Source organism: Demetria terragena DSM 11295, from assembly GCF_000376825.1.
GTDB lineage: Bacteria > Actinomycetota > Actinomycetes > Actinomycetales > Dermatophilaceae > Demetria > Demetria terragena.
The window spans coordinates 1,248,496-1,269,106 of sequence record NZ_AQXW01000004.1; the positions used below are offsets into that span (position 1 = coordinate 1,248,496).

21 protein-coding genes are annotated in these 20,611 nt (G+C 65.1%); 6 read left to right on the forward strand and 15 right to left on the reverse strand.

Features of this window, described 5'->3' with window-relative positions; translation table 11 throughout:
* Positions 1–32: 32 nt before the first annotated feature.
* From F562_RS0110200 to F562_RS0110210, 3 genes are read right to left on the reverse strand one after another with little or no spacing between them, the layout of a single operon-like run.
* Positions 33–941 (reverse strand): ABC transporter permease, encoded by a 909-nt coding sequence (locus F562_RS0110200; protein WP_018156860.1) that lies wholly within the window; start codon positions 939–941, stop codon positions 33–35.
* Positions 934–3,522, reverse strand: coding sequence for an alpha/beta fold hydrolase (locus tag F562_RS18755; protein WP_018156861.1), 2,589 nt, complete (start codon positions 3,520–3,522; stop codon positions 934–936). The genes F562_RS0110200 and F562_RS18755 overlap by 8 nt, the downstream gene beginning before the upstream one ends.
* A 41-nt stretch (positions 3,523–3,563) precedes the next feature.
* Complete coding sequence (locus tag F562_RS0110210; protein ID WP_018156862.1) at positions 3,564–5,255, reverse strand: ABC-F family ATP-binding cassette domain-containing protein; 1,692 nt, start codon at positions 5,253–5,255, stop codon at positions 3,564–3,566.
* Between the two features lie 63 nt (positions 5,256–5,318).
* Here F562_RS0110210 and F562_RS18760 point away from each other — a divergent pair, with 63 nt between their 5' ends.
* On the forward strand, positions 5,319–6,119 hold the full coding sequence (locus F562_RS18760) for an LLM class flavin-dependent oxidoreductase (RefSeq protein ID WP_018156863.1): 801 nt from the start codon (positions 5,319–5,321) through the stop codon (positions 6,117–6,119).
* 3 nt (positions 6,120–6,122) lie between these two features.
* Here F562_RS18760 and F562_RS0110220 read toward each other — a convergent pair whose 3' ends face one another.
* Both F562_RS0110220 and F562_RS0110225 read right to left on the reverse strand, forming a co-directional pair.
* Positions 6,123–6,365, reverse strand: a complete 243-nt coding sequence (locus tag F562_RS0110220; protein ID WP_018156864.1) for a hypothetical protein — start codon at positions 6,363–6,365, stop codon at positions 6,123–6,125.
* A 9-nt stretch (positions 6,366–6,374) separates the two neighbouring features.
* Positions 6,375–8,105, reverse strand: coding sequence for a sodium:solute symporter family protein (locus F562_RS0110225; protein WP_018156865.1), 1,731 nt, complete (start codon positions 8,103–8,105; stop codon positions 6,375–6,377).
* A 226-nt stretch (positions 8,106–8,331) separates the two neighbouring features.
* On the opposite strand from F562_RS0110225, the gene F562_RS0110230 reads away from it, so the two are divergent.
* Genes F562_RS0110230 through F562_RS0110245 form a run of 4 tightly spaced genes read left to right on the forward strand, consistent with a single transcriptional unit; the run spans position 8,332 to position 12,548 of the window.
* Positions 8,332–10,287 carry an elongation factor G gene (locus F562_RS0110230; protein ID WP_018156866.1) on the forward strand — a complete coding sequence of 652 codons (1,956 nt, stop codon included), beginning with the start codon at positions 8,332–8,334 and terminating at the stop codon, positions 10,285–10,287.
* Between the two features lie 25 nt (positions 10,288–10,312).
* Positions 10,313–11,071, forward strand: a complete 759-nt coding sequence (locus F562_RS0110235) for a LamB/YcsF family protein (protein WP_018156867.1) — start codon at positions 10,313–10,315, stop codon at positions 11,069–11,071.
* Positions 11,071–11,682 (forward strand): 5-oxoprolinase subunit B family protein, encoded by a 612-nt coding sequence (locus F562_RS0110240; protein WP_018156868.1) that lies wholly within the window; start codon positions 11,071–11,073, stop codon positions 11,680–11,682. Before F562_RS0110235 ends, F562_RS0110240 begins: the two co-directional genes overlap by 1 nt.
* Complete coding sequence (locus tag F562_RS0110245; protein WP_018156869.1) at positions 11,679–12,548, forward strand: 5-oxoprolinase subunit C family protein; 870 nt, start codon at positions 11,679–11,681, stop codon at positions 12,546–12,548. Before F562_RS0110240 ends, F562_RS0110245 begins: the two co-directional genes overlap by 4 nt.
* Positions 12,549–12,562: 14 nt before the next feature.
* Here F562_RS0110245 and truA read toward each other — a convergent pair whose 3' ends face one another.
* From truA to F562_RS0110295, 10 genes are all read right to left on the reverse strand, one after another.
* A complete protein-coding gene (gene truA / locus F562_RS0110250) occupies positions 12,563–13,390 on the reverse strand; it encodes a tRNA pseudouridine(38-40) synthase TruA (protein WP_018156870.1) in 828 nt (275 codons plus the stop codon).
* 31 nt (positions 13,391–13,421) lie between these two features.
* Complete coding sequence (locus F562_RS20190; protein ID WP_018156871.1) at positions 13,422–14,888, reverse strand: serine/threonine-protein kinase; 1,467 nt, start codon at positions 14,886–14,888, stop codon at positions 13,422–13,424.
* 123 nt (positions 14,889–15,011) lie between these two features.
* Positions 15,012–15,713, reverse strand: coding sequence for a 50S ribosomal protein L17, sunset domain variant (gene rplQ / locus F562_RS0110260; RefSeq protein WP_018156872.1), 702 nt, complete (start codon positions 15,711–15,713; stop codon positions 15,012–15,014).
* Between the two features lie 63 nt (positions 15,714–15,776).
* The gene (locus F562_RS0110265) at positions 15,777–16,820 is read right to left on the reverse strand and encodes a DNA-directed RNA polymerase subunit alpha (protein ID WP_018156873.1); all 1,044 of its coding nucleotides are present in this window, start codon (positions 16,818–16,820) and stop codon (positions 15,777–15,779) included.
* 202 nt (positions 16,821–17,022) lie between these two features.
* Positions 17,023–17,631 (reverse strand): 30S ribosomal protein S4, encoded by a 609-nt coding sequence (rpsD, locus tag F562_RS0110270; RefSeq protein ID WP_018156874.1) that lies wholly within the window; start codon positions 17,629–17,631, stop codon positions 17,023–17,025.
* Positions 17,632–17,662: 31 nt separating this feature from the next.
* The gene (gene rpsK, locus F562_RS0110275) at positions 17,663–18,058 is read right to left on the reverse strand and encodes a 30S ribosomal protein S11 (protein WP_018156875.1); all 396 of its coding nucleotides are present in this window, start codon (positions 18,056–18,058) and stop codon (positions 17,663–17,665) included.
* A 118-nt stretch (positions 18,059–18,176) separates the two neighbouring features.
* Complete coding sequence (gene rpsM, locus F562_RS0110280) at positions 18,177–18,554, reverse strand: 30S ribosomal protein S13 (protein ID WP_018156876.1); 378 nt, start codon at positions 18,552–18,554, stop codon at positions 18,177–18,179.
* A 187-nt stretch (positions 18,555–18,741) separates the two neighbouring features.
* On the reverse strand, positions 18,742–18,855 hold the full coding sequence (gene rpmJ, locus F562_RS0110285) for a 50S ribosomal protein L36 (RefSeq protein WP_006592630.1): 114 nt from the start codon (positions 18,853–18,855) through the stop codon (positions 18,742–18,744).
* Between the two features lie 65 nt (positions 18,856–18,920).
* Entirely contained in the window at positions 18,921–19,142 is a 222-nt protein-coding gene (infA, locus tag F562_RS0110290) for a translation initiation factor IF-1 (protein ID WP_018156877.1), read from the reverse strand.
* Positions 19,143–19,282: 140 nt separating this feature from the next.
* Positions 19,283–20,014 (reverse strand): SDR family oxidoreductase, encoded by a 732-nt coding sequence (locus F562_RS0110295; RefSeq protein WP_018156878.1) that lies wholly within the window; start codon positions 20,012–20,014, stop codon positions 19,283–19,285.
* 86 nt (positions 20,015–20,100) lie between these two features.
* Between F562_RS0110295 and F562_RS0110300 the strand changes: the two genes are divergently transcribed.
* Positions 20,101–20,583, forward strand: a complete 483-nt coding sequence (locus F562_RS0110300; RefSeq protein ID WP_018156879.1) for an RrF2 family transcriptional regulator — start codon at positions 20,101–20,103, stop codon at positions 20,581–20,583.
* Positions 20,584–20,611 lie beyond the last annotated feature (28 nt).

The window sequence follows — 20,611 nt, forward strand, 5'->3', positions numbered from 1 at the left end:
GCGTCTCCACGCGTTGAGGCGTCGGCGTCACGTCAGGATGTGATGTCCTTGCGGTCGAAGCGCAGCCAGGCCAGCCCGAGGAAGACGGCGGTGTAGGCCAGCGCCACGCCCGAGCCGCGCATCATGTCGTCCCACGCGATCGGGTCGCTGAGCGCGTCCACCCAGGCGTACGCGAACCGGGTGGGAAGGTAGTCGCGGTACTGCCCGAGCGCGGTGATCTGATCAAGGATGTTGCTGACGACCGCGATCATGACGGCGCCGCCGACGGCTCCCAGCGGATTGTCGACGCTCACGCTCAGGAGGAAGGCCAGGGCGGCGTACACCATCAACTGGATACACACATATCCCACGATGACCAGCAGTCGCACCGCCGACTCTCCACTGTCGAACGCGCCACCGATCGGCGAGCGTACGGGTGACCAGCCGAAGAACAGTCCTCCGACCAGCAGGCTCCACACGGGCAGGAAAAGGTTCGCGGCGACACACAGCCCGCCGGCCACGATGAGTTTTTGGCGGAGCAGCCGTGCCCTCGGTACGGGCTGAGCCAGGAGGTAGCGCAGCGATGACCAGCTCGCCTCGCTGGCAACGGTGTCGCCGCAGAACAGGGCGACCACGACCACCAGCAGGAATCCGACCGAGACGAACTCGGTAAACAGCGCAAAATTGAACCCGCCCGACGTCGCCAGCGCGACCAACTCGGGTGCGCCGTCGCCAGCGTCACCTCCCACCTGAAAGGCGATCGCAATGATGATTGGCAGCAGGGTCAGCAACCCGAACACGACCTGAGTTCGCCGCCGCCGGACCTGACGGACGAACTCCACTCGCAGTCGCAGGGTGCGCCGCGGGTTGAACCGCGGAGCCTGTTCGGCCGGCCGCTCGGCCAACCGCGCGTGCACACCTCTCCGGGTAGCCGCCATGTCCGACAGCTCGCGCTCACTCATCGTGGTCTCCTTTGCCTGCCGCGCGACCGGACGCGGCATCCTCGCCTATGAGACCGAGGAAGACGTCTTCCAGTGCGCGGCGGACCGGCACCACCTCGGCTGTGACCCCGGTGATCTCCTCCACCGAGCCTGCCGCGACGAGGCGACCGTTGTGCATCACGATCACATCGGTGCAGGTCTGCTCGACCTCGGCGAGCAGGTGGCTGGAGACGACCACAGTGCGACCCGTACGCGCATAGTCGCGCAGCATCTCTCGCATCTCGGCGATCTGTGGTGGGTCGAGCCCGTTGGTCGGTTCGTCCAAGATCAACACCTCGGGGAGCCCGAGCATGGCCTGCGCGATGCCAAGCCGCTGCTTCATCCCCTGGCTGTAGGTCTGCACCCGGCGATCGACCGAGCCGCCAAGACCGGCGATGTCCAGCGCGACATCCAATTCGGCCTCCTCGGGCGGACGACCGGTCGCTGCCCAGAACAGGCGCAGATTCTCGCGGCCGGTCAGGTGCGGCAAGAACCCGGGCCCCTCGATGAGTACGCCAAGTCGCGCGAGCACGGGCGCCCCCGGATGAACCGGTTCCCCGAACACGTGCAGTTCACCGGAGGTCGGCGTGATGAGCCCAACCAGGACGCGCAGGGTGGTCGTCTTGCCCGCACCGTTCGGGCCGAGCAGGCCGACCACCTGACCTCTGGGGACGGTGAAGCTGACGTCGTCGACAGCGCGGTAACCGCCCGCGTACTCCTTGGTCAGAGACTGGATACTGATCGGCACGTCGGCCAGATCGGGGCGCTGCTTGAGCACGCTGCGGCGCCGCCTCATGGTTAGAGCTACGGCAGCGGCGACGAGCACGCACAGCCCACCACCGACCAGTAGCCAGGCGTAGGGGCGTCCGGCGTCGATCACCGTTCCCGAACCGGTGGGGATGGTGACCGCGGCTGAATCGTCAGGCAACCCGATCTGATAGACGCGTGCCTGGTTCGGCGCGGCGTACGCGAAGTCGGTGGCGCTGACGGTGAGCGCGAGGCGGTGTCCGTTTCGCACTTCGCGGACGATTGAGGGCAGGCGCACCGTGACGTCTTTCGGTTTTCCAGGGGTCAGTCCCGTGATCCGAACCGGGTTGACCAGCTGGGAAGGCAATGACGACCTGCCGTCGGGAGCGACATCGCGCAGGCCGACGAACAGCTGAGCTTCGTTCGTATGACTGGTGATTCGCAGCCGGGTGCTAGCTGATCCGACCACCCGCACCGTTTTCTCGAGGGGGTCGGAGTAGAACACGGCCGTCTGGCCTGGCGCGACGCTGGAGAGCCTCGGCGCGAGTCGGTCGGCCTGGCCCGAGAGGCCGCCCAGCCCAGGGATGCTGGTGATGACAGCTGGGCTACCCCCGGCCGGGCCCGCAATGGGTTGGCCGGGACCGCGCAGTTGCACAGTGGCGGACGGACGGCCTGCGCCGGCCAATCCGGGGTAGCTGGGGGCCTCCCGGGTCTGGGAAGTGGCCTCGCCAGACTGCGCGGAGACGACACCGGCCTCCTCGGCGAACCGGAACGGTTGCTTGGCCGAAACGTCCCCGGCGAAGACATCCCCGAACCAGTCAGCGGCTGAGCTGGCAACGGCAGACCCACCCGCGGCACCGGCATCGTGCCCGCCCTGCCGCCACACGACTCGGACCGGTGTCCCGTGCGACGCCAGCCCGCGAGCGTTCGCGTCCGCCTCGCTCAGCGGGAAGAGGGAGTCCTGCTCTCCTTGGCTCAAGAGCGTAGGAGCCTTGATCCGGTCAAGCACGGACGCTGGGCTCGCCTGCGCCATGAGTCGCGACATCGCCGGAGTCGGCGCACCGGCAGCCGCCGAGGCCTGGTAGGCGGCACAGACATCCTCGGCGAGTCGGCCGCACCGCACTGCCGTTGACGTCGCCGGAACGCGACCGGCCCCGCGATTCACGCCGGGCTGCAATCGGTTGGTGTTTTGCGGGAAGGCGTTGCTGAACAGGGCACCTGTCCACAACTTCTTGTAGACACCCGGTCCGGTACCGCCGAAGTTCGGAAAGAGGGAGTGCCTGAGGCTATTCCAGGTGATGTCGGCGGCCACCGCTTGCACGCGCGTGTCGGCGGCGGCAAGCAGCAGGGAGATCCCTCCACCGTAGGAGGAACCAGCCACTGCAAGTTGTGGCTTTCCCTCGACCTTCCGCACCGCAGACAGGTCAGCGAGATAGTCGAGAAGCCTTCTGCCGTCGCGGATCTCGTAGTCGGGGCTGGCGAAATGAACCTTCCCGCCGGAGCGTCCGAAGCCGCGAGCGCTGTAGGTGAGCACGACGTACCCGCGGTCGGCGAGCACGCGGGCGTTGCTGTCGAGCGACCGTTTGTCACCCCCGAACCCCTGGGTGAGCAGGACCGCCGGGGCGGGCCCCGTGTCGGGTCGGTAGAGCGAGGTATCCAGTCGAACCGGCGACCCATCTTCGGGCGTGCCTGCGACGAAAGAGTGCGTCACCTGGATCTCAGACGATCCGCGAGTGGTGAGGACGAGCGTCGCAGCAGTCAGAAGAACCACGAGCAGGACGACAAGGAGCCGAACTCGGCGGGATGCGTGGCTCATGTGCCCATCCTGCCCTGACCCGCCGACTCAGCGTGGGTTGGTCAGCGGGCCCGGCGTACCCGAGTCTCGTCCCACACGGGCTCATCCGCCTCATAGACCCGGCCGTCGGCGCCGAATACGAGAAAGCGATCAAAGCCTCTGGCGAACCAGCGGTCGTGGGTGACGGCGATGACGGTGCCGTCGTAGGCGTCCAGTCCTGCCTCCAGCGCCTCAGCCGAGTGCAGGTCGAGGTTGTCGGTGGGCTCATCGAGCAGCAACAGCGTGGCGCCTGAGAGTTCCAACATGAGGATCTGAAAGCGCGCCTGCTGCCCGCCAGAGAGCGAACCGAAGGTCTGCTCGCTGGATCGGGCAAGTTCATAGCGGTCGAGGGCCCGCGCGGCCTGTTCGCGCGGCATACCTGCGCGGTGGTCATCCCCACGATGCAGGATCTCCAGCAGTGTCTGCTTGGACCACACCGGATGCTCGTGGGTCTGGTTGAACCAGCCGGGACGTACGCGTGACCCCAGGCGGGCAATTCCGTTGTGCTCCACAGCCTTTGGGCGAATATCCCCGATCGGTTGGTGTTCGACGTCGGGGTCGCTCCCGCCTGCAGCCAGAAGTCGCAGAAAGTGACTCTTGCCAGAACCGTTGCTGCCGAGCACGGCGACCCGTTCGCCGTACCAAACTTCCAGGTCGAACGGCTTCATAAGTCCGGTTAGTTCCAGCCGTTCGTTAATGACCGCGCGTTTCGCAGTTCGCCCGCCCTTCAAGCGCATTCGGACGTTCTGCTCGTATGGCGTCGCATCCGGCGGTCCCGCTTCCTCGAACCGTCGGAAACGAGTTTGGGCGGCTTGATAGCGCGCCGCCATGTCGGAGTTGTATGCCGCCTTCTGCTTATACATCTGCACCAGTTGCTTGAGCTTTGCGTGCTCCTCATCCCAGCGGCGACGCAACTCCTCCAGCTTGGCGTTTCGATCGAGCCTGGCCTGGTGATACGTCGAGAATCGCCCAGCGTGGACCCAAGCAATGCTCCCCGCAGCCGTCGGCTCGAGGGTCGCGATCGCGGTTGCTGCCCGGTCGAGCAACTCACGGTCGTGGCTGATGAGTAGGACCGTCTTCGGTGACTCGTTGAGCCGGTCTTCCAACCAACGCTTGGTCGGCACGTCCAGGTAGTTGTCCGGCTCGTCCAGGAGCAGCACCTCATCTGGTCCACGCAGTAGCGCCTCAAGGACCAGTCGTTTCTGCTCGCCGCCAGAGAGCGTGGTGAGTTCACGGAACTGGGCTCGGTCGTACGGCACCCCCAGAGCCGCGACCGTGCATACATCCCAAAGGGTTTCGTGGTCATAGCCGCCGACGTCAGCCCAATCGGAGAGTGCCTGCGCGTATGCCATCTGGTCGGCCTCTTCATCGCGTTCCATGACCGCATGCTCGGCCACGTCGACGGCCTTAGCCGCCGCGCGCACGGCGGTAGGAGCCACGCTGACGAGCAGATCGCGAACAGTCTCGGGGCCGCCGGGCAGGCCCGTACGACCGACGAACTGAGACATGACGCCCAGCCCGCCCGTGCGCGTGATCGCGCCATCGTGTGCCGCGAGCTCTCCACTGATGATGCGCAGCAAGGTGGTCTTTCCTGCGCCGTTGGGACCAACCAACGCGACCTTCGCGCCATCACCCACGCGCAGACTGACCCCACCGAGCAGCGGTCGGCCGTCCGGGAGCGCGTAGGAGATTTCTTGCGCGTCGATATGTCCCATAGACGCCAGTGTCCCCGGCCAGCACGACCCGCGTCATCCGGGTTTCGCGACTAGCCTGACTCCATGCCACAACTCGGACTGATCCTGCCGCCCGACCAGCCTCCAGAGCAGCTGGTGTCGCTTGCCCGGGCTGCGGAAGACGCTGGCGTGGACGAGGTGTGGTTGTGGGAGGACTGCTTCGCTCCAGGTGGCATGACGGCGGCCGGAGCAATACTGGGTGCCACCGATCACCTTCGCGTGGGCGTCGGGCTGTTTCCGGCACCGCTGCGCAACGTGGCGCTCACGGCAATGGAGATCGCCACGCTGGCGCGGATGTTCCCCGACCGACTGCTGCCCGGAGTCGGTCATGGTGTCCAGTCGTGGATGGCGCAGGCCGGGGCCAAGGTGTCCTCTCCGCTCACCCTGCTGCGCGAGCAGAGCACCGCGCTGCGCAGGCTTCTTGAGGGAGACGAGGTCTCCGTCCAGGGTCGCTATGTCACCCTCGACCGGGTTCAACTGCGCTATCCCCCGCCGCCGACCCCGCTGCTGATCGGTGGCGAGGGCCCCAAAACGCTGGCGCTGGCCGGAGTTCATGGCGACGGCGTGATTCTGACAGGTGGGCTCAGTCTCGATCAGGTACGCGAGTCGATTGCCATTGCGCAGCAGGCCCGCCACCACGAAGGCGTGACGGCGCCCCTGGAGGTCGTCGCGTTCTGGGCCGTCCCCCTACCGGTCGATGGCGAGGGGCTCACGCGGGACGTACGCGCCCTCAGCGATGCGGGCGTGACGCGCGTCGCGGTGTGTGGATCAAGCGATGACGGTCCACCCGAGAAAACGCCCGCGATCCTCGACCTAGCCGACGTGTTCGCGAGTCAACGCGCCTGAGCGCTACTCGTCGCTCTTCACTGGGACCACGACCGGGCGAGCCTTCGCCCATGCCGCGAATCCTCCGCCCACGACCAGGAGTGCAATGCCCGCCCAAAGGTTGGCGTTGACACCTCCGGTCTTCTCTGGCGCCCCGTCACCGAAGAGGCCCATCGCGAGCAGGATGACGCCGTAAATCAGCAGAAGTGCGCCGATGACATTGCGAATATCCAACGTTCCGGCAGCGTGCTTGGCTCGATTGCTCATCGCGATCTCCTAGAACAGCAGGTTGAGGACGAGGACCATGACGAGCGCAATCACGGCCAAGGGAATCGTGCGGCGGAACCACGGGAAGTTGGGTTCGTCGGGATCAGAACGCATCTCGCGTGGAGTCTCCGAATACACCAATCCGACGAGCTCGGTCGCTGGCTTCGGTGTCGTCACCAGCGATACCGCGATGCTGAGGACAATGTCGACCACGAAGGCCGTTGACGCGGCCAAGAAGGCCGCACCCTGGCCAGGTAGAGAGATCACGCCAATTTCGTTGAGAACAAAGACGAACACTGCAGACACGGTGCCCATGACCAGGCCCACCCAGCCTGCAGTCGGCGTCATGCGCTTCCAGAACATTCCCAGAATGAAGGTGGCGAACAGTGGTGCATTGAAGAAGCCGAACAACGTCTGCAGGTAGTCCATGATGTTGCTGAAACTGCCCGCAATCGACGCGGTGAAGATCGCGACCACGGTGGCGCCGACGGTTGCCCAGCGACCCAACTTCACATAGAAGTCGTCGGGCTTGTTCTTGATGACGTAGTCCGCCATCAGGTCGTAGCTAAATACCGTGTTGAAGGCGGAGATGTTGGCCGCCATACCCGCCATAAACGCGGCGAGCAGACCGGTGATCGCCAAGCCAAGCAGACCGTTGGGCAGCAGGTCACGCATCAAATAAAGCAGCGCATCGTTGTATTTCACGCCGTCCCCCGACGCGCCACCCGGCGGACTCCCGCCGGCCTTAAGATCTGCCATCTCCGACACGAGAACGGCCGCGATCATGCCCGGCACGATCGTGATGAACGGGACCAGCATCTTGGGAAACGCGCCGATGATCGGCGTCTTGCGCGCTGCCGAGATCGAGTCAGACGCCATCGCCCGCTGGACCTCGACGAAGTTCGTTGTCCAGTAGCCGAAGGACAGGACGAAGCCAAGCCCGAACACAATGCCGATGACTGAAAGCAGGTCGGAATCGAAGCCAGACAACGCATTTCCCGGCCAAGATTGCGTCTGATCGCTCACCTGGGCCGTGACGTCGCCATCCTTGACGGCGGGCTTGACCTTGTCGATGAGACCGCTCCAACCCCCGATGCGGTGCAGTCCAATCAGCACCAAGGGCAGGAGCGAGGCCACAATCACGAAGAACTGCAACACCTCGTTGTAGATCGCCGCTTTCAAGCCCCCCAGCGTGATGTACGACAACACCACGATCGCGGCGACGACGAGCGCCACTGCCAGCGGCCAGCCGAGCAGCGCATGGACGATCGTGCCCAGCAAGTAGAGGTTGACACCGGCGATCAACAATTGGGCGAGCGCGAACGACAGGCTATTGACCAGGTGCGCACCCGTCCCGAATCGGCGCTTCATGAACTCAGGAACTGACCGGACCTTTGAGCCGTAATAGAACGGCATCATGACCACGCCGAGGAACAGCATGGCGGGGATGGCGCCCACCCAGAAGTAGTGCACCGCGGGAAGTCCGAACTCCGCACCCGAGGCGGACATACCCATGATCTCGACGGCGCCAAGGTTGGCGGACACGAAGGCCAGTCCGGTCACCCAGGCGGGCAGCGATCGGCCAGAAAGGAAGAAGTCGACAGAGTCGGACACTTGGCGGCTCGCGAGCCACCCGATCCCCAGCACGAAGACGAAATAGACAGCCAGGATTAGATAGTCGACACCACTGGCTGCGATCAAGGTGTCGGATGTTTGAGCGGCCAACTGCCCCATGCGCATTCCCTCGTCCCTGTCAGAAAAAATCCTCCACGATGCTACGGCCGTGATCCTGCGGTCCGTGGGATGTCGCGCGCTCGGTCGAGTCGCCCGTGCAAATTCGGTCGCGGACAGGACCCGAACCGTGACACGGTGGCGCGATCAACCCGTACGCGACGTCGAAGGACACCGATCATGCGAGCAGCTATCACGCCCCGATTCCTTTTCGGACCAAGCGTGGAGCTGAGCTATGTCCTTCCTCAACCTCGGGATCGTCGCGCATGTTGATGCTGGCAAGACGAGCCTGACCGAACGACTCCTTTTCGAAGCCGGTGCCATCGAGGCCCTCGGCCGTGTCGATGACGGCACCACTCACACCGACTCGCTCGACCTCGAGCGGCGGCGGGGCATCACTATCCGTGCCGCCGTGACCTCCTGCGCCCTCGACGACCTAAAAGTCACGGTGATTGACACGCCTGGTCACCCCGACTTCATTGCCGAGGTGGAGAGATCGCTGGTCGTCCTCGATGCCGCAGTTCTGGTGATCTCGGCGGTCGAGGGGATCCAGCCTCAGACCGTGGTGATCTGGCGCGCTCTACAACGGTTGAAGGTTCCAACCCTGCTGTTCGTCAACAAGATCGACCGGCATGGAGCAGACCTCGAGCGTGTCCAGGAGCGGGCTAAGCGCCGTCTCAGCGAGCGCATCGTGCCGCTCGTGCAAGCCAACGATCTGGGAACGACCCGAGCGAGCGTCCATCGAACGTCGCTCCTCGCAGACGAGATCCTCGAGGCTGTCGCCGAGGCCGACGATGACCTACTGAGGCGCTTTCTCTCGGATCGGCCGATCGCTGACCATGACGTGAAGGACGCACTCCGTCGCCAGGTCGCCGACGCCGTTGTGACCCCGCTTCTTGCGGGCTCGGCTCGAACAGGCGCCGGCCTTCCCGAACTACGGGCGGCCCTAGTGGATCTACTCCCCCAAGCCCCGACGACAGCACCAGACCTTGCCGCGACAGTCTTTGCCGTCGATCGCGACGAACGTGGACGACGTTCGTGGATTCGCTTGTGGTCAGGGCAGATTCGAGAACGGGACCGGGTCACGATCGGGAGTAGCCAAGGGCAGCTCGTGACCGAGATACGCGTGAGTCGTCCTGGTGGGCTTGACCGTTCCAGGACAGCTGGGTCCGGTGACATTGCGGTCCTTCGGGGTCTAGCCAACGCCCGTATCGGAGACACGATCGGGCGGCCGCCAGCGCGGCGTACCGTCACCTTTCCGCCGGCCACCCTTCAGGCGCTGGTCGAACCAGTGGACCCGACGCACCGCACCGCGCTCTATACGGGGCTTTCGGAACTGGCCGATGAGGACCCGCTCATTGACTTGCGACTGGACACCACCGATGGCGAAGCGGCCGTGAGCCTTCACGGCGAGGTGCAGAAGGAGGTCATTGCCGCGCTCCTGCTCGAGCGGTATGGCGTCGCGGCTCGCTTCCTTCCCACCTCAACGGTCTGCATCGAGCGAGTCGTCGGTATAGGCACCGGAGTTGACCGCATCAAGCAACACGGCAATCCCTACCTCGCCACGCTGGGGCTGCGCGTCGAACCGGCCACTGCGGGTCATGGCGTCGAGTTCTCGCCGGGCATCGAGCGTGGCAATCTGCCGCGCGCCTTCATCGAAGCGGCGGAGGCGGGTGTTCGCGCCGGCCTACGTCAGGGTCCGTCCGGCTGGAAGGTCACTGACTGCGTCGTCACCATGACCGAGTCCGGCTACTGGCCCCGGCAGAGTCGTCCCCACCAGAAGTTCGACAAGTCGATGTCGACCGTCGCTGCCGACTTTCGACTGCTGGCACCTGTGGTCCTTGCCGCGGCGCTGGCTCAGGCTGGCACCCGGGTCTGCCGCCCCATCGAGGCCTATGAGTTGGAGGTGCCGGAAGGCGCCCTAGGTTCCGTCACCTCACTCATCGGCCGGCATGGCGGGTCCGTTCTGACCTCGCACATCACCGGCGACCACCTCGGGTTATCTGGGCACCTCCCCAGCGGCGAAATCTCCGCGCTGACGGCCCGGCTGCCCGACCTCACCGCAGGTGAGGGTGTCTGGATCAGCCGCCTCGATCATTTTGCTCCCGCGCCGCGTCCCGAGCCCAGCCGTCCCAGGAAGGGCCCAGACCCATTGGATCGCGAGATCTGGTTCCGAGACATGCCCCGCTAGACCTCTGCCGTGGCACTCTGGACTCATGGTGACTGTTGACCTCAATGCCGACCTCGGAGAGTCTTTCGGACGGTGGACGCTGGGAGATGATGAAGCACTCCTCCGTATCGTCACCTCCGCCAATGTCGCGTGCGGCTTTCACGCAGGCGACCCCGCAACGCTCGTGCGCACCTGTGCGTTAGCCGCTGAGCACGGCGTCACTGTGGGGGCACAGGTCGGTTACCGAGACCTAGCGGGTTTTGGCCGAAGGTTCATCGAGATGAGCCCAGATGACCTCTATGCCGACGTCGTCTACCAAATCGGCGCGCTCAATGCGATTGCGCGATCCCAAGGGACGTCGGTGAAATACGTCAAGCCACACGGAGCGCTCTACAACGCCGTCGTCCACCACCGAGTCCAGGCCGAGGCAGTGATTGACGCGGTGACCGACGTCGACCCGACCCTTCCCATTCTGGGTCTTCCCGGATCGGCACTTCTTGAACTGGCAGAAGAAGCCGGAACCCCTTGTGTGCGAGAGGTGTTCGCCGACCGAGGCTATACCGACGAGGGCACCTTGGTGCCGAGAGGAACTCGAGGCGCCTTGGTTCATGACCCGGCCGAGATCGCGCAGCGGGCCACGCGCATGGTGATCGAAGGGGTGGTCGAGTCCATTGATGGACGCCAGGTCGCTCTCGACGCGGACTCCGTGTGCTTGCACGGTGACTCACCCACCGCCGTCGAGGCCGCTCATGCCGTACGCACCGCACTGCAAGGCGCGGGCGTCTCACTTAGCGCGTTCGCCTGATGCGCGTACTCCCTTGTGGCGCAGGCGCGCTCCTGGTCGAAGTCGACACAACAAACCAACGACTCGACCTGGTGCGCCGTCTTGCCAATACTCCGGTGGCGGGCGTGGCAGAGACTGTTCCCGCCGCGCGCACAGTCCTACTCGTCCTGGAACCATCGACCGACCAGGGCAGGGTCACCGACGCCCTCAGGCGCCTCCCACCCGCGCCGGACACCCACGAGGTCGGTCACGACCTGGTACGCATCCCCGTGGCCTACGACGGCCCGGACCTCCAGGAGGTTGCCGACCACCTCCAGATCGCGCCCGACGAGGTTGTTCGACGCCATACTGCACAGATCTGGACGTGCGAGTTCGTCGGTTTTCTGCCCGGATTCGGCTATCTCACGGGCGAAGACCACAATCTCGATGTGCCCCGTCGGGAGTCTCCGCGCACCCGCATTCCGGTCGGATCGGTCGCGCTTGCCGCCGGCCTGTCGGCGGTGTATCCGACGTCATCGCCAGGTGGTTGGCAGTTGATCGGGAGCACGGATCTCGCGATGTTCGATGTCGATCGCGACCCTCCGGGCCTCCTGGTCGCCGGCACCCGCGTGCAGTTCGTGGAGGCGGCATGACCGCGCTCGTCGTCACCCGCGTCGACACCCTCGCACTGGTGGAAGATTCCGGCCGACAGGGTCATCGCCACCTTGGTGTTCCGCCGTCCGGTGCCGCCGACCGGACCTCCCTCGGCCGGGGAAATCGCGTGGTCGGCAACGATTCTGGTGCGGCCGGGATCGAAATCCTGCTCGGCGGTTTTGGTGTGCAGGCGACGACACCGCTCGTCATCGCGGTGACGGGAGCACCTGCACCCGTCACCGTCGGAGGGCGGCCAGCACCTTTTGGTGAGGCAATCCTGCTCTCGCCCGGCGACGAATTGCACCTTGGGCGCGTAACGTCCGGCCTGCGCATCTATCTCACCGTTGCCGGTGGAATCGCCGAATCAGGTTCAACGCCAAGGGTCTTAGGCAGCATGAGTAGCGATCCAACCTCGAGCATCGGGCCTGCTGCCTTGCAGCCTGGCACGGCCTTGGCGGTCGGCCTCCCCGATCGAGAACCCCATCTCGGCGTCTCGATCCCGCCGATAACTACCCCACCACTCGGCCTCGAATTGCCCGCGACGTGGGGGCCAAGAGCCGACTGGTTGAGCGACTCGGGTCGGGCGGCTCTGCAGGCGTCCCGATGGACCGTCTCGTCTCACACCGACCGGGTCGGTGTTCGGCTAGACGGCATAGCAGCTGAACTCGCCCGCCACGAACAACTCCCCAGCGAGGGACTGGTCCGTGGCTGCATTCAGGTGCCACCGAACGGCACACCGATCGTGTTCTTGGCCGACCACCCCACCACCGGCGGCTACCCGGTTGTGGCCGTGGTTGACGATGCCGCAACCGACCGGCTCGCGCAGGCCGCGCCTGGAACACCCGCGATGCTGCGGATCCGCTGACCCCGGAACGCTATTCAGTCGCGGCGGGCCCGCGCCTCTCGTGCGCGAACGGCGACCTCGTCGTCCGGCGGGTAGACGACCTCCATCAGCGACAAGCCATGCGCGGGCATCACCGTGACGGCCGGGTGTCGCATACCGCCGGCCAGAACGTCATACGGCCAGTCGACGTCGCGGTCGCCTTCGCCGACCGGGACGACGACACCGACGAGTGCGCGCACCATCGAATGGCAAAAGGCGTCGGCCACCACGGTGGCTTCCAGGACACCCGTCGAAGATCTGGACCAGGAGTAGTCGAGCAGCGTGCGCACTGTCGTAGCACCTACCCGCTTCTTACAGAACGCTGCAAAGTCGTTCAGTCCCAATAGTTTTCGCGCGGCAGCATCCATCGCCTCGACGTCAAGTGGGTGCTTGCGAACCACGGTGTCTCGGCGCCGAACCGGATCGAGGATGGTGATGTCGTCACAGAGCCGATAGCGATACCGCCGCCGGAGCGCCGAGAACCGCGCATCGAAACCCTCGGGGGCCGGGACGACCGACCGCACCACGACGTCGCTAGGCAGCACTCCCTGCAAGCGTTTCACTGCCGCCACCTCAGGCGGGTGGTCAGACCGGCCCGGCAGCGCTGCGTAAGCCTGCGCGTCGACATCGGCATGGCACACGGCACCCGCCGCGTGCACACCGGCGTCGGTACGCCCCGCAACCGTCAGCCGTACTGGCTGCTCCGCTCGCAGGATCGTCGTGAGCGCGGCGGACAGTTCGGCCTCGACCGTGCGATAGCCGGGCTGAGCCGCCCAACCCGAGAAGTCGGTCCCGTCATAGGCGAAGTCGATCCGAAGGCGCACCCGTCCAGCGTAGGCGCACCCAGGCCAAGGTTCACAGGGGTGCGGCGACCACCCAGTCGTACAACTCCGAATAGGTCATCTCACCGCGCTTGCTACCGACCTGCAGGTGGTAGCTGGACCGGTCGTCACCAGTGAATGTCAACAGGATCCAGTCACCATCGACCGGGTCTTCGAAGTGGTACATCCGGGTGTTGTGTGGCGACGTGATGCGCGGCACCCACTGCGGCGGGTCGAGCGCTTTCAGCGCCCGATCGGAACGCCCGGGTGCATAGGACAACAGGTCGACGGTGATGGTCGGTTTGCCGAACCCATCCTCACTCGCTCGACATCGCAGGGCGTACTCATAGGGGACCTCGGTCGCGGCCGTCTTTTCGTCGCTTGGCGCACACACCATTCGTTGGAAGCCCTTGTCCTTCGGACCATTGGGAAATAGCTTCGGCCACAAGGCAATTCCGGGCTGAGCCTTCTTCCACAGGGCAATCTCAGAGCTCGCGCTCGACACGGCAGTCGGCTTGGCTCCTTGGGTGACCGTGGACGGACTCGGACTCGCCTGAGTCTCGCCGCGCGAGTTAGCCCAGGCCAGGCCGCCAACCGCCATCCCGACCGCAAGAATCGCCGCTGTCGCCAGGATCGCTGTACGCCCACGTCGCGACGGAATGACCGACAGCGCCTCGGCGAACTCCAGGCAGGAAGGAAATCGTTCATCCGCCGACTTGCTCATCGCCCGAGCGATCGCCGCGGCGACTATGGCGGGCACCTCGCCGCGAGCGGCACGGACATCCGGGACGGGCGCGTTGAGGTGACCTCCACCGACCTCGACACCGGTGGTCCCGGGGTACGGCGGGGCGCCAGTCAGCAACGCGAACAGGGTGCAGGCCAGGGAGTACTGATCGGAGCGCCCGTCCACGGACTCGCCTCGCAACTGCTCGGGCGCGGCGAAGGCGACTGTTGCGCGCTGCACGTCCAGCCGCCCGGTGATCTGCGGGTGCCCGTGTGGCGTGGTCAGGGCAGAGATTCCAAAGTCGGTGAGGAGCGCCCGACGCGGCTGGCCGGGACGTTCCTGCGAGATCATAATGTTGGCGGGCTTGACGTCACGGTGAACCACACCGGACCGGTGAGCGGTCTCCAGGGCGACTGCGACCTGACGGGCGTAGGCGACCACTTCGGCCACGGGGAGTTGTCCGCGCTGGCGCAGTTCGGACGCTGCGTCCTGACCGTCGACGAGTTGGATCGAGATCCACGCGGTGCCCTGCTCGACGCCGCGATCGAGCACACTGACAATGCTGGGGTGATCCAGACTGGCGATCACCTCCGCCTCCCGGTCAAAGCGAGCTGCGGCGCCCGCATCGCTCGGGTCGGCCTGCAACAACTTCAGGGCGATATCGCGCGGCAGCCTCGGGTGACGGGCGGCATACACGGTGCCCATGCCACCGGTGCCGAGGCGCCGCACAATGCGGAACCCAGCAAAATTCGCCCCCGGCTGCAGTTCCGGACCCATGGTCGAAGATTAAACCGCGAGCGCCTCCCACGCCATGATCCCGGCGGATAGTCAACGCGGGTATGCGAACGGCCGGCCAGTCCGCGTGTTGCGGTCTGGCCGGCCGTATCGAGTGAGTCAGGCTCAGGCGTCGTCTTCGCCCTGCTGTGCCTTCTCGCCACCGGCGGGCTCAAAGCCCGCCTCGGCAGCGGCCTCAGCGGTCGCGAACCACACCTCGGCCTCAGTGGCGTCGTACCACTGCGAGCCGGGAACGTGGTACTTCATCGAGTCCTTGTTGCCCTTGACGTCAAAGCCCTCGGGGGCTGAGCCGTCTTCGAGTGGGGCCGCGGAGTCGGCGCCGAAGCCACCGTCGGTGGCCTCAGTGGTCTCTTCCGGCTCGGCCTCTTCGGCAGGTGCCGCTTCCTTGGCCGCACGCTTGGTGGCGCCCTCAGCCTCGGCCACGACGGCGCGCTTCGGCTTGGACTGCACCGGCTCGCGAACGAGCTCGATGACGGCCATCGGAGCGTTGTCGCCCTTGCGCGGCGCGATCTTGACGATGCGGGTGTAGCCGCCGTCGCGCTCCGCCATGTCGGGACCGATCTCGGTGAAGAGACGGTGCACGACACTCTTGTCGCGGATGACAGTCATCACCCGACGACGGGAGTGCAGGTCGCCGCGCTTGGCGAAGGTGACCAGACGCTCGGCGTACGGACGCAGGCGCTTGGCCTTAGCTTCCGTCGTGGTGATCCGGTCGTGCTCGAACAGCGCCGTGGCCAGGTTAGCCAGGATGAGCCGCTGGTGAGCGGCCCCGCCGCCGAGGCGAGCTCCCTTAGTGGGGGTAGGCATGGTTTCTCCTTGATGGTCGACGACTCATCCGCTGGGGCAAGTCGTCTGGGGCCCAAATAGTTCTTAGTACTGCTCGTCCTCGGCGAAGCTGGCGTCAGCCTCGTCGGCGGGTGCGTCCTCGTCCTCGTCATCGTCATAACGGTCAGCGATCGCGCCGGCGTCGAATCCGGGAGGTGAGTCCTTCAGCTGGAGACTCATCTCGCGCAGCTTGTCCTTGACCTCATCGATCGACTTCGAACCGAAGTTACGAATGTCGAGCAGGTCAGCCTCGCTGCGACCGACGAGTTCACCCACGGTGTGGATGCCCTCGCGCTTGAGGCAGTTGTAGGAGCGGACCGTGAGTTCGAGGTCCTCGATCGGCAGCGCCAAGTCGGCAGCCATCGCGGCGTCGGTCGGCGAGGGGCCCATGTCGATGCCCTCGGCCTCGACGTTGAGCTCACGAGCCAAGCCGAAGAGCTCAACCAGCGTCTTACCAGCGGACGCCATCGCGTCACGGGGTGCCATCGAGTTCTTGGTCTCAACGTCAACGATGAGCTTGTCGAAGTCGGTGCGCTGCTCGACACGGGTCGCCTCGACCTTGTAGGTCACGGCGAGCACGGGTGAGTAGATCGAGTCGACCGGGATCCGGCCGATCTCGTTGTCGAACGACTTGTTCTGCTGCGCCGAGACGTAGCCGCGGCCGCGCTCGACGGTCAGCTCCATCTCGAGCTTGCCCTTGTCGTTGAGCGTCGCGATGTGCAGGTCGGGGTTGTGCACCTCGACACCGGCCGGAGGCGCGATGTCAGCAGCGGTCACGGTGCCAGGCCCCTGCTTGCGCAGGTACATGACGACGGGCTCGTCGTGCTCCGAAGACACGACCAGGCCCTTGATGTTGAGGATCGCCTCAGTGACGTCCTCCTTGACCCCGGGGATGGTCGAGAACTCGTGCTGCACGCCGTCGATGCGGATGCTCGTCACCGAGGCACCAGGAATCGAGGAGAGCAACGTACGACGGAGGGAGTTTCCGAGGGTGTAGCCGAAGCCAGGCTCCAGCGGCTCGATGACGAACCGCGAGCGGTTGTCGGCGAGAACTTCCTCGGAGAGTGCGGGACGCTGTGCAATAAGCACGGTGTGTTTCCTTTCCACGGGCGACCGCTATATGACGCCCAGTGAGTACCAGTGAATCGGCTCTGTCCCCGATCCACCTATTCAGTTGTGTTCAGTTGCCCGCTCGACCGGCGTGGTGAGGGCCCGGGAGACCCGAGCCCTCACTCAGCCGAAGCAAGAAGACACCGACGAGAGGGACCGATCCAGCGACGAAGGAGCTGGATCAGTTCTTCGAGTAGAGCTCGACGATCAGCTGCTCGGTGAGCGGGATGTCGATCTGCTCACGGGTCGGGAGCTGGTGAATCAGCACCTGCAACGAGCCCTCGGAGACGTGCATCCAGGCCGGGGCCTGACGCTCGCCGAAGGTCTCGCGGGCGAGCTGAATCGGGAAGGCTTCCCGGGACTTCTCGCGCACGGTGATGATGTCGAACTGCTCCACGCGGTAGGACGGGACATCGACGCGCGTTCCGTTGACGCAGAAGTGACCGTGGGTCACGAGCTGACGGGCCGCACGACGGGTACGGGCCAAGCCTGCGCGGTAGATGACGTTGTCCAAGCGGGACTCGAGCAGGATCAACAGGTTGTCACCGGTCTTTCCCTGGCGACGGGCCGCTTCCTTGTAGTAGCGGACGAACTGCTTCTCCATGACGCCGTAGGTGAAGCGAGCCTTCTGCTTCTCCTGCAGCTGCGTCAGGTATTCCTTCTCCCGCACCCGGCCACGGCCGTGCTGGCCGGGAGGGAACGGACGCATCTCGAAACTCTTGTCGCCGCCGACGAGGTCGGTCTTGAGCCGGCGCGACTTCTTGGTGATGGGGCCGGTGTAACGGGCCATAGTTCTCTACTCCTCGAAGATTCTGCGCGGATCAGACGCGACGGCGCTTGGGCTGACGGACGCCGTTGTGCGGCACGGGGGTGACGTCCTGGATCGCGCCGACCTCAAGGCCGGTGGCGGTCAGGGAGCGGATCGCGGTCTCACGACCGGAACCGGGGCCCTTGACGAAGACGTCGACCTTCTTCATGCCGTGCTCCATGGCGCGACGCGCGGCGGCCTCGGCGGCCATCTGCGCGGCGAACGGCGTCGACTTACGCGAGCCCTTGAAGCCAACCTGGCCGGCGGAGGCCCATGCGATGACCGCACCGGTCTCGTCGGTGATGGAAACGATGGTGTTGTTGAACGTGCTCTTGATGTGCGCCTGTCCGGCGGACACGTTCTTCTTGACCTTGCGACGCGTCTTGGTCGCTCGGGTCTTGGGAGGCATCTCTACTTACTCCTGCTTGCTGGGGGAAAAAGGCTGTGGCGTCCGGCTGTTCTGTGATCGCTTCAGTCGGAACATGGATCGGATGTGCGAGGCAATCCGATCGATCACGTCAGCGGGATTACTTGGTGGCCTTCTTCTTGCCAGCCACGGTCCGCTTCGGACCCTTGCGGGTACGCGCGTTGGTCTTGGTGCGCTGTCCGTGCACCGGAAGGCCGCGGCGGTGCCGCAGGCCCTGGTAACTACCGATCTCGACCTTGCGGCGGATGTCGGCGGCCACCTCGCGGCGCAGGTCACCTTCGAGGCGGTACTCGCCTTCGAGGTGGTTACGCAGCGCGACGACCTGGTCTTCGCCCAGGTCGCGGACGCGGGTGTTCGGGTCGATACCGGTCGCGGCCAGCGTCTGCTGGGCGCGGGTACGGCCGACACCGAAGATGTAGGTGAGGGCGACCTCGACACGCTTTTCGCGTGGCAGGTCGACACCGATGAGTCGTGCCATGTTGGCGGTGTTCTCCTTGTGAATCTGCGGAGGTCTCGGGTGCAGTGCCAGTCCCGTTGGCCGGCCGGAGTGGCCGCGGGTCCCCAGCCTCCGCGCCGGGGGTGCGTCCTGAGCAATGTCAGGGGTCGGGCACTGCGTGCTATTCAGTTGGCGTGCTGTGAAGCTCTCCGACAGATGCCGGATCTGCTCAGCCCTGGCGCTGCTTGTGGCGCAGGTTTTCGCAGATCACCATGACTCGCCCGTTCCGGCGAATCACCTTGCACTTGTCGCAGATCTTCTTGACGCTCGGCTGGACCTTCATCTGCCTACTGTCTTGAAGTCGTGCTGCGGCTCGGTTGCCACAGCGTGCGGGTGATGGGTTCGTGCTCAGCGGTAACGGAAGACGATCCGGCCCCGGGACAGGTCATACGGGCTGAGCTCAACCACGACCCGGTCCTCAGGGAGGATTCGGATGTAGTGCTGCCGCATCTTGCCCGAGATGTGCGCGAGCACGGTGTGACCGTTGGTGAGTTCTACCCGGAACATCGCGTTCGGGAGCGCCTCAACGATCGTGCCCTCAATCTCGATGACACCGTCCTTCTTGGCCATGTCCTCCACAATCCGTTGGTTGGCGGCCGCCCTCTCGGAACGAAAGCAGCCGGAATGACCACGCGCAAACGTGGCCGTCGTCCATCGTACGTGAGGGCTGAAGGTTCCACGAAATCGAGCCAGCCGAACCAGTCGGGCGGCTAACCCTGACGCTCGAGCCAGGTCTGCCAGTCATCACCGCGAATGATGGCGCTGTCAGGCGGCAACATCGAGCCGCCAGCCATCGACGGCGGCCCGTCAATAGCTTCGACAGTCACATCGTCACCCAGGTGCAAGGCGTATCGGCGAACGAGGTCGACTAGTTGCTCGGGTTGAGGTCCAGCGAGGTCAGTGTCCTTTGCCTCGTTCGCAGTTGCGAGTTCTACCAGCAGGCGCACGATCTCGGCCACGTCGACCGGTTGGGTGGGCACATCGATGATCCGAGTCACGTCGCCTTCGCGATTCCACTGCAACATTTGCGCGGCGAAGTCGTGGAACTGCGTCGCCCGCAGCACTACAACACCCGGGGCGTAGGTGCGCGCCACCTTCTCCTGCTCAACCTTGGCGACGTAGTAGTCATAGTCCGGACTTCGGTCAGCACCCACGATCGACAGCAGGACGGTGCGCCGCACGGCCACCTCGGTGGCCGCCTCACCAAGGTTTTGGGCCACGGCCTGAAAGAACTCGATGGCCCCTGGGCCTACCGGGCCCTGTGTCACATCGACAACCACATCGACACCACGCAGGGCCTCCACCAACTCCCGACTCCCGGGTTGCGTCAGGTCGAAGCCTCCTTCACGAGAAATCCCGATCACCTCATGACCCAGCTCCTGCGCCAACGTGGCCACTCGTGAACCGATCAAGCCGGTGGCCCCGGCAACTGCAACGCGCATACTTCCCACCTTAACTCGGACATTTCTTGTCTATGTTTATGGTGGCAGATAACGTGGACAAGTTCAATCCGGGTATTGTTTGGGGGATGAAGTTGACAGCCGGGGTCGAGTGGGCGGTGCACTGCAGCGTCGTCCTGAGCCAGACCGACGAGCCAGTGTCAGCACAGCAGTTGGCTGAGTTACACGGAGTTTCCAAGACTTATTTGGCCAAGACCTTGCAGGCCCTGTCGCGCGCCGACATCATCACCGCGACCGAAGGTCGGGTCGGCGGCTATCGCCTAGCCCATCCGGCCGAGAAAACGACACTGCTTGACGTGGTGCTGGCCGTCGACGGTGCGGAGCCAGCGTTCCGATGCACAGAGATCCGACAGAACGGGCCGCTGCCGACGCCACCCGAAGCCTGCGTCACACCGTGTGGCGTCGCACGCGCGATGCAGACCGCCGAGCAGGCGTGGCGGCGTTCCTTAGCCAGTGTGACGATCGCCGGCCTTGCTGCCGGCGTCGGCGCGGAGGCTTTCGCTGGCGTGCGAGCCTGGCTCGCCCAAGGGCATCCGCCCGCCGACGGGTGAGAACGCGCAGATCGCGACCCCGACGTTC

Bases quoted from the DNA above. Each gene is read 5' to 3' on its own strand.
- F562_RS0110200 (WP_018156860.1), bottom strand. From the start codon at position 941: ATGAGTGAGCGCGAGCTGTCGGACATGGCGGCTACCCGGAGAGGTGTG.
- F562_RS18755 (WP_018156861.1), bottom strand. From the start codon at position 3,522: ATGAGCCACGCATCCCGCCGAGTTCGGCTCCTTGTCGTCCTGCTCGTG.
- F562_RS0110210 (WP_018156862.1), bottom strand. From the start codon at position 5,255: ATGGGACATATCGACGCGCAAGAAATCTCCTACGCGCTCCCGGACGGC.
- F562_RS18760 (WP_018156863.1), top strand. From the start codon at position 5,319: ATGCCACAACTCGGACTGATCCTGCCGCCCGACCAGCCTCCAGAGCAG.
- F562_RS0110220 (WP_018156864.1), bottom strand. From the start codon at position 6,365: ATGAGCAATCGAGCCAAGCACGCTGCCGGAACGTTGGATATTCGCAAT.
- F562_RS0110225 (WP_018156865.1), bottom strand. From the start codon at position 8,105: ATGCGCATGGGGCAGTTGGCCGCTCAAACATCCGACACCTTGATCGCA.
- F562_RS0110230 (WP_018156866.1), top strand. From the start codon at position 8,332: ATGTCCTTCCTCAACCTCGGGATCGTCGCGCATGTTGATGCTGGCAAG.
- F562_RS0110235 (WP_018156867.1), top strand. From the start codon at position 10,313: ATGGTGACTGTTGACCTCAATGCCGACCTCGGAGAGTCTTTCGGACGG.
- F562_RS0110240 (WP_018156868.1), top strand. From the start codon at position 11,071: ATGCGCGTACTCCCTTGTGGCGCAGGCGCGCTCCTGGTCGAAGTCGAC.
- F562_RS0110245 (WP_018156869.1), top strand. From the start codon at position 11,679: ATGACCGCGCTCGTCGTCACCCGCGTCGACACCCTCGCACTGGTGGAA.
- F562_RS20190 (WP_018156871.1), bottom strand. From the start codon at position 14,888: ATGGGTCCGGAACTGCAGCCGGGGGCGAATTTTGCTGGGTTCCGCATT.
- rplQ (WP_018156872.1), bottom strand. From the start codon at position 15,713: ATGCCTACCCCCACTAAGGGAGCTCGCCTCGGCGGCGGGGCCGCTCAC.
- rpsD (WP_018156874.1), bottom strand. From the start codon at position 17,631: ATGGCCCGTTACACCGGCCCCATCACCAAGAAGTCGCGCCGGCTCAAG.
- rpsK (WP_018156875.1), bottom strand. From the start codon at position 18,058: ATGCCTCCCAAGACCCGAGCGACCAAGACGCGTCGCAAGGTCAAGAAG.
- rpsM (WP_018156876.1), bottom strand. From the start codon at position 18,554: ATGGCACGACTCATCGGTGTCGACCTGCCACGCGAAAAGCGTGTCGAG.
- rpmJ (WP_006592630.1), bottom strand. From the start codon at position 18,855: ATGAAGGTCCAGCCGAGCGTCAAGAAGATCTGCGACAAGTGCAAGGTG.
- infA (WP_018156877.1), bottom strand. From the start codon at position 19,142: ATGGCCAAGAAGGACGGTGTCATCGAGATTGAGGGCACGATCGTTGAG.
- F562_RS0110295 (WP_018156878.1), bottom strand. From the start codon at position 20,014: ATGCGCGTTGCAGTTGCCGGGGCCACCGGCTTGATCGGTTCACGAGTG.
- F562_RS0110300 (WP_018156879.1), top strand. From the start codon at position 20,101: ATGAAGTTGACAGCCGGGGTCGAGTGGGCGGTGCACTGCAGCGTCGTC.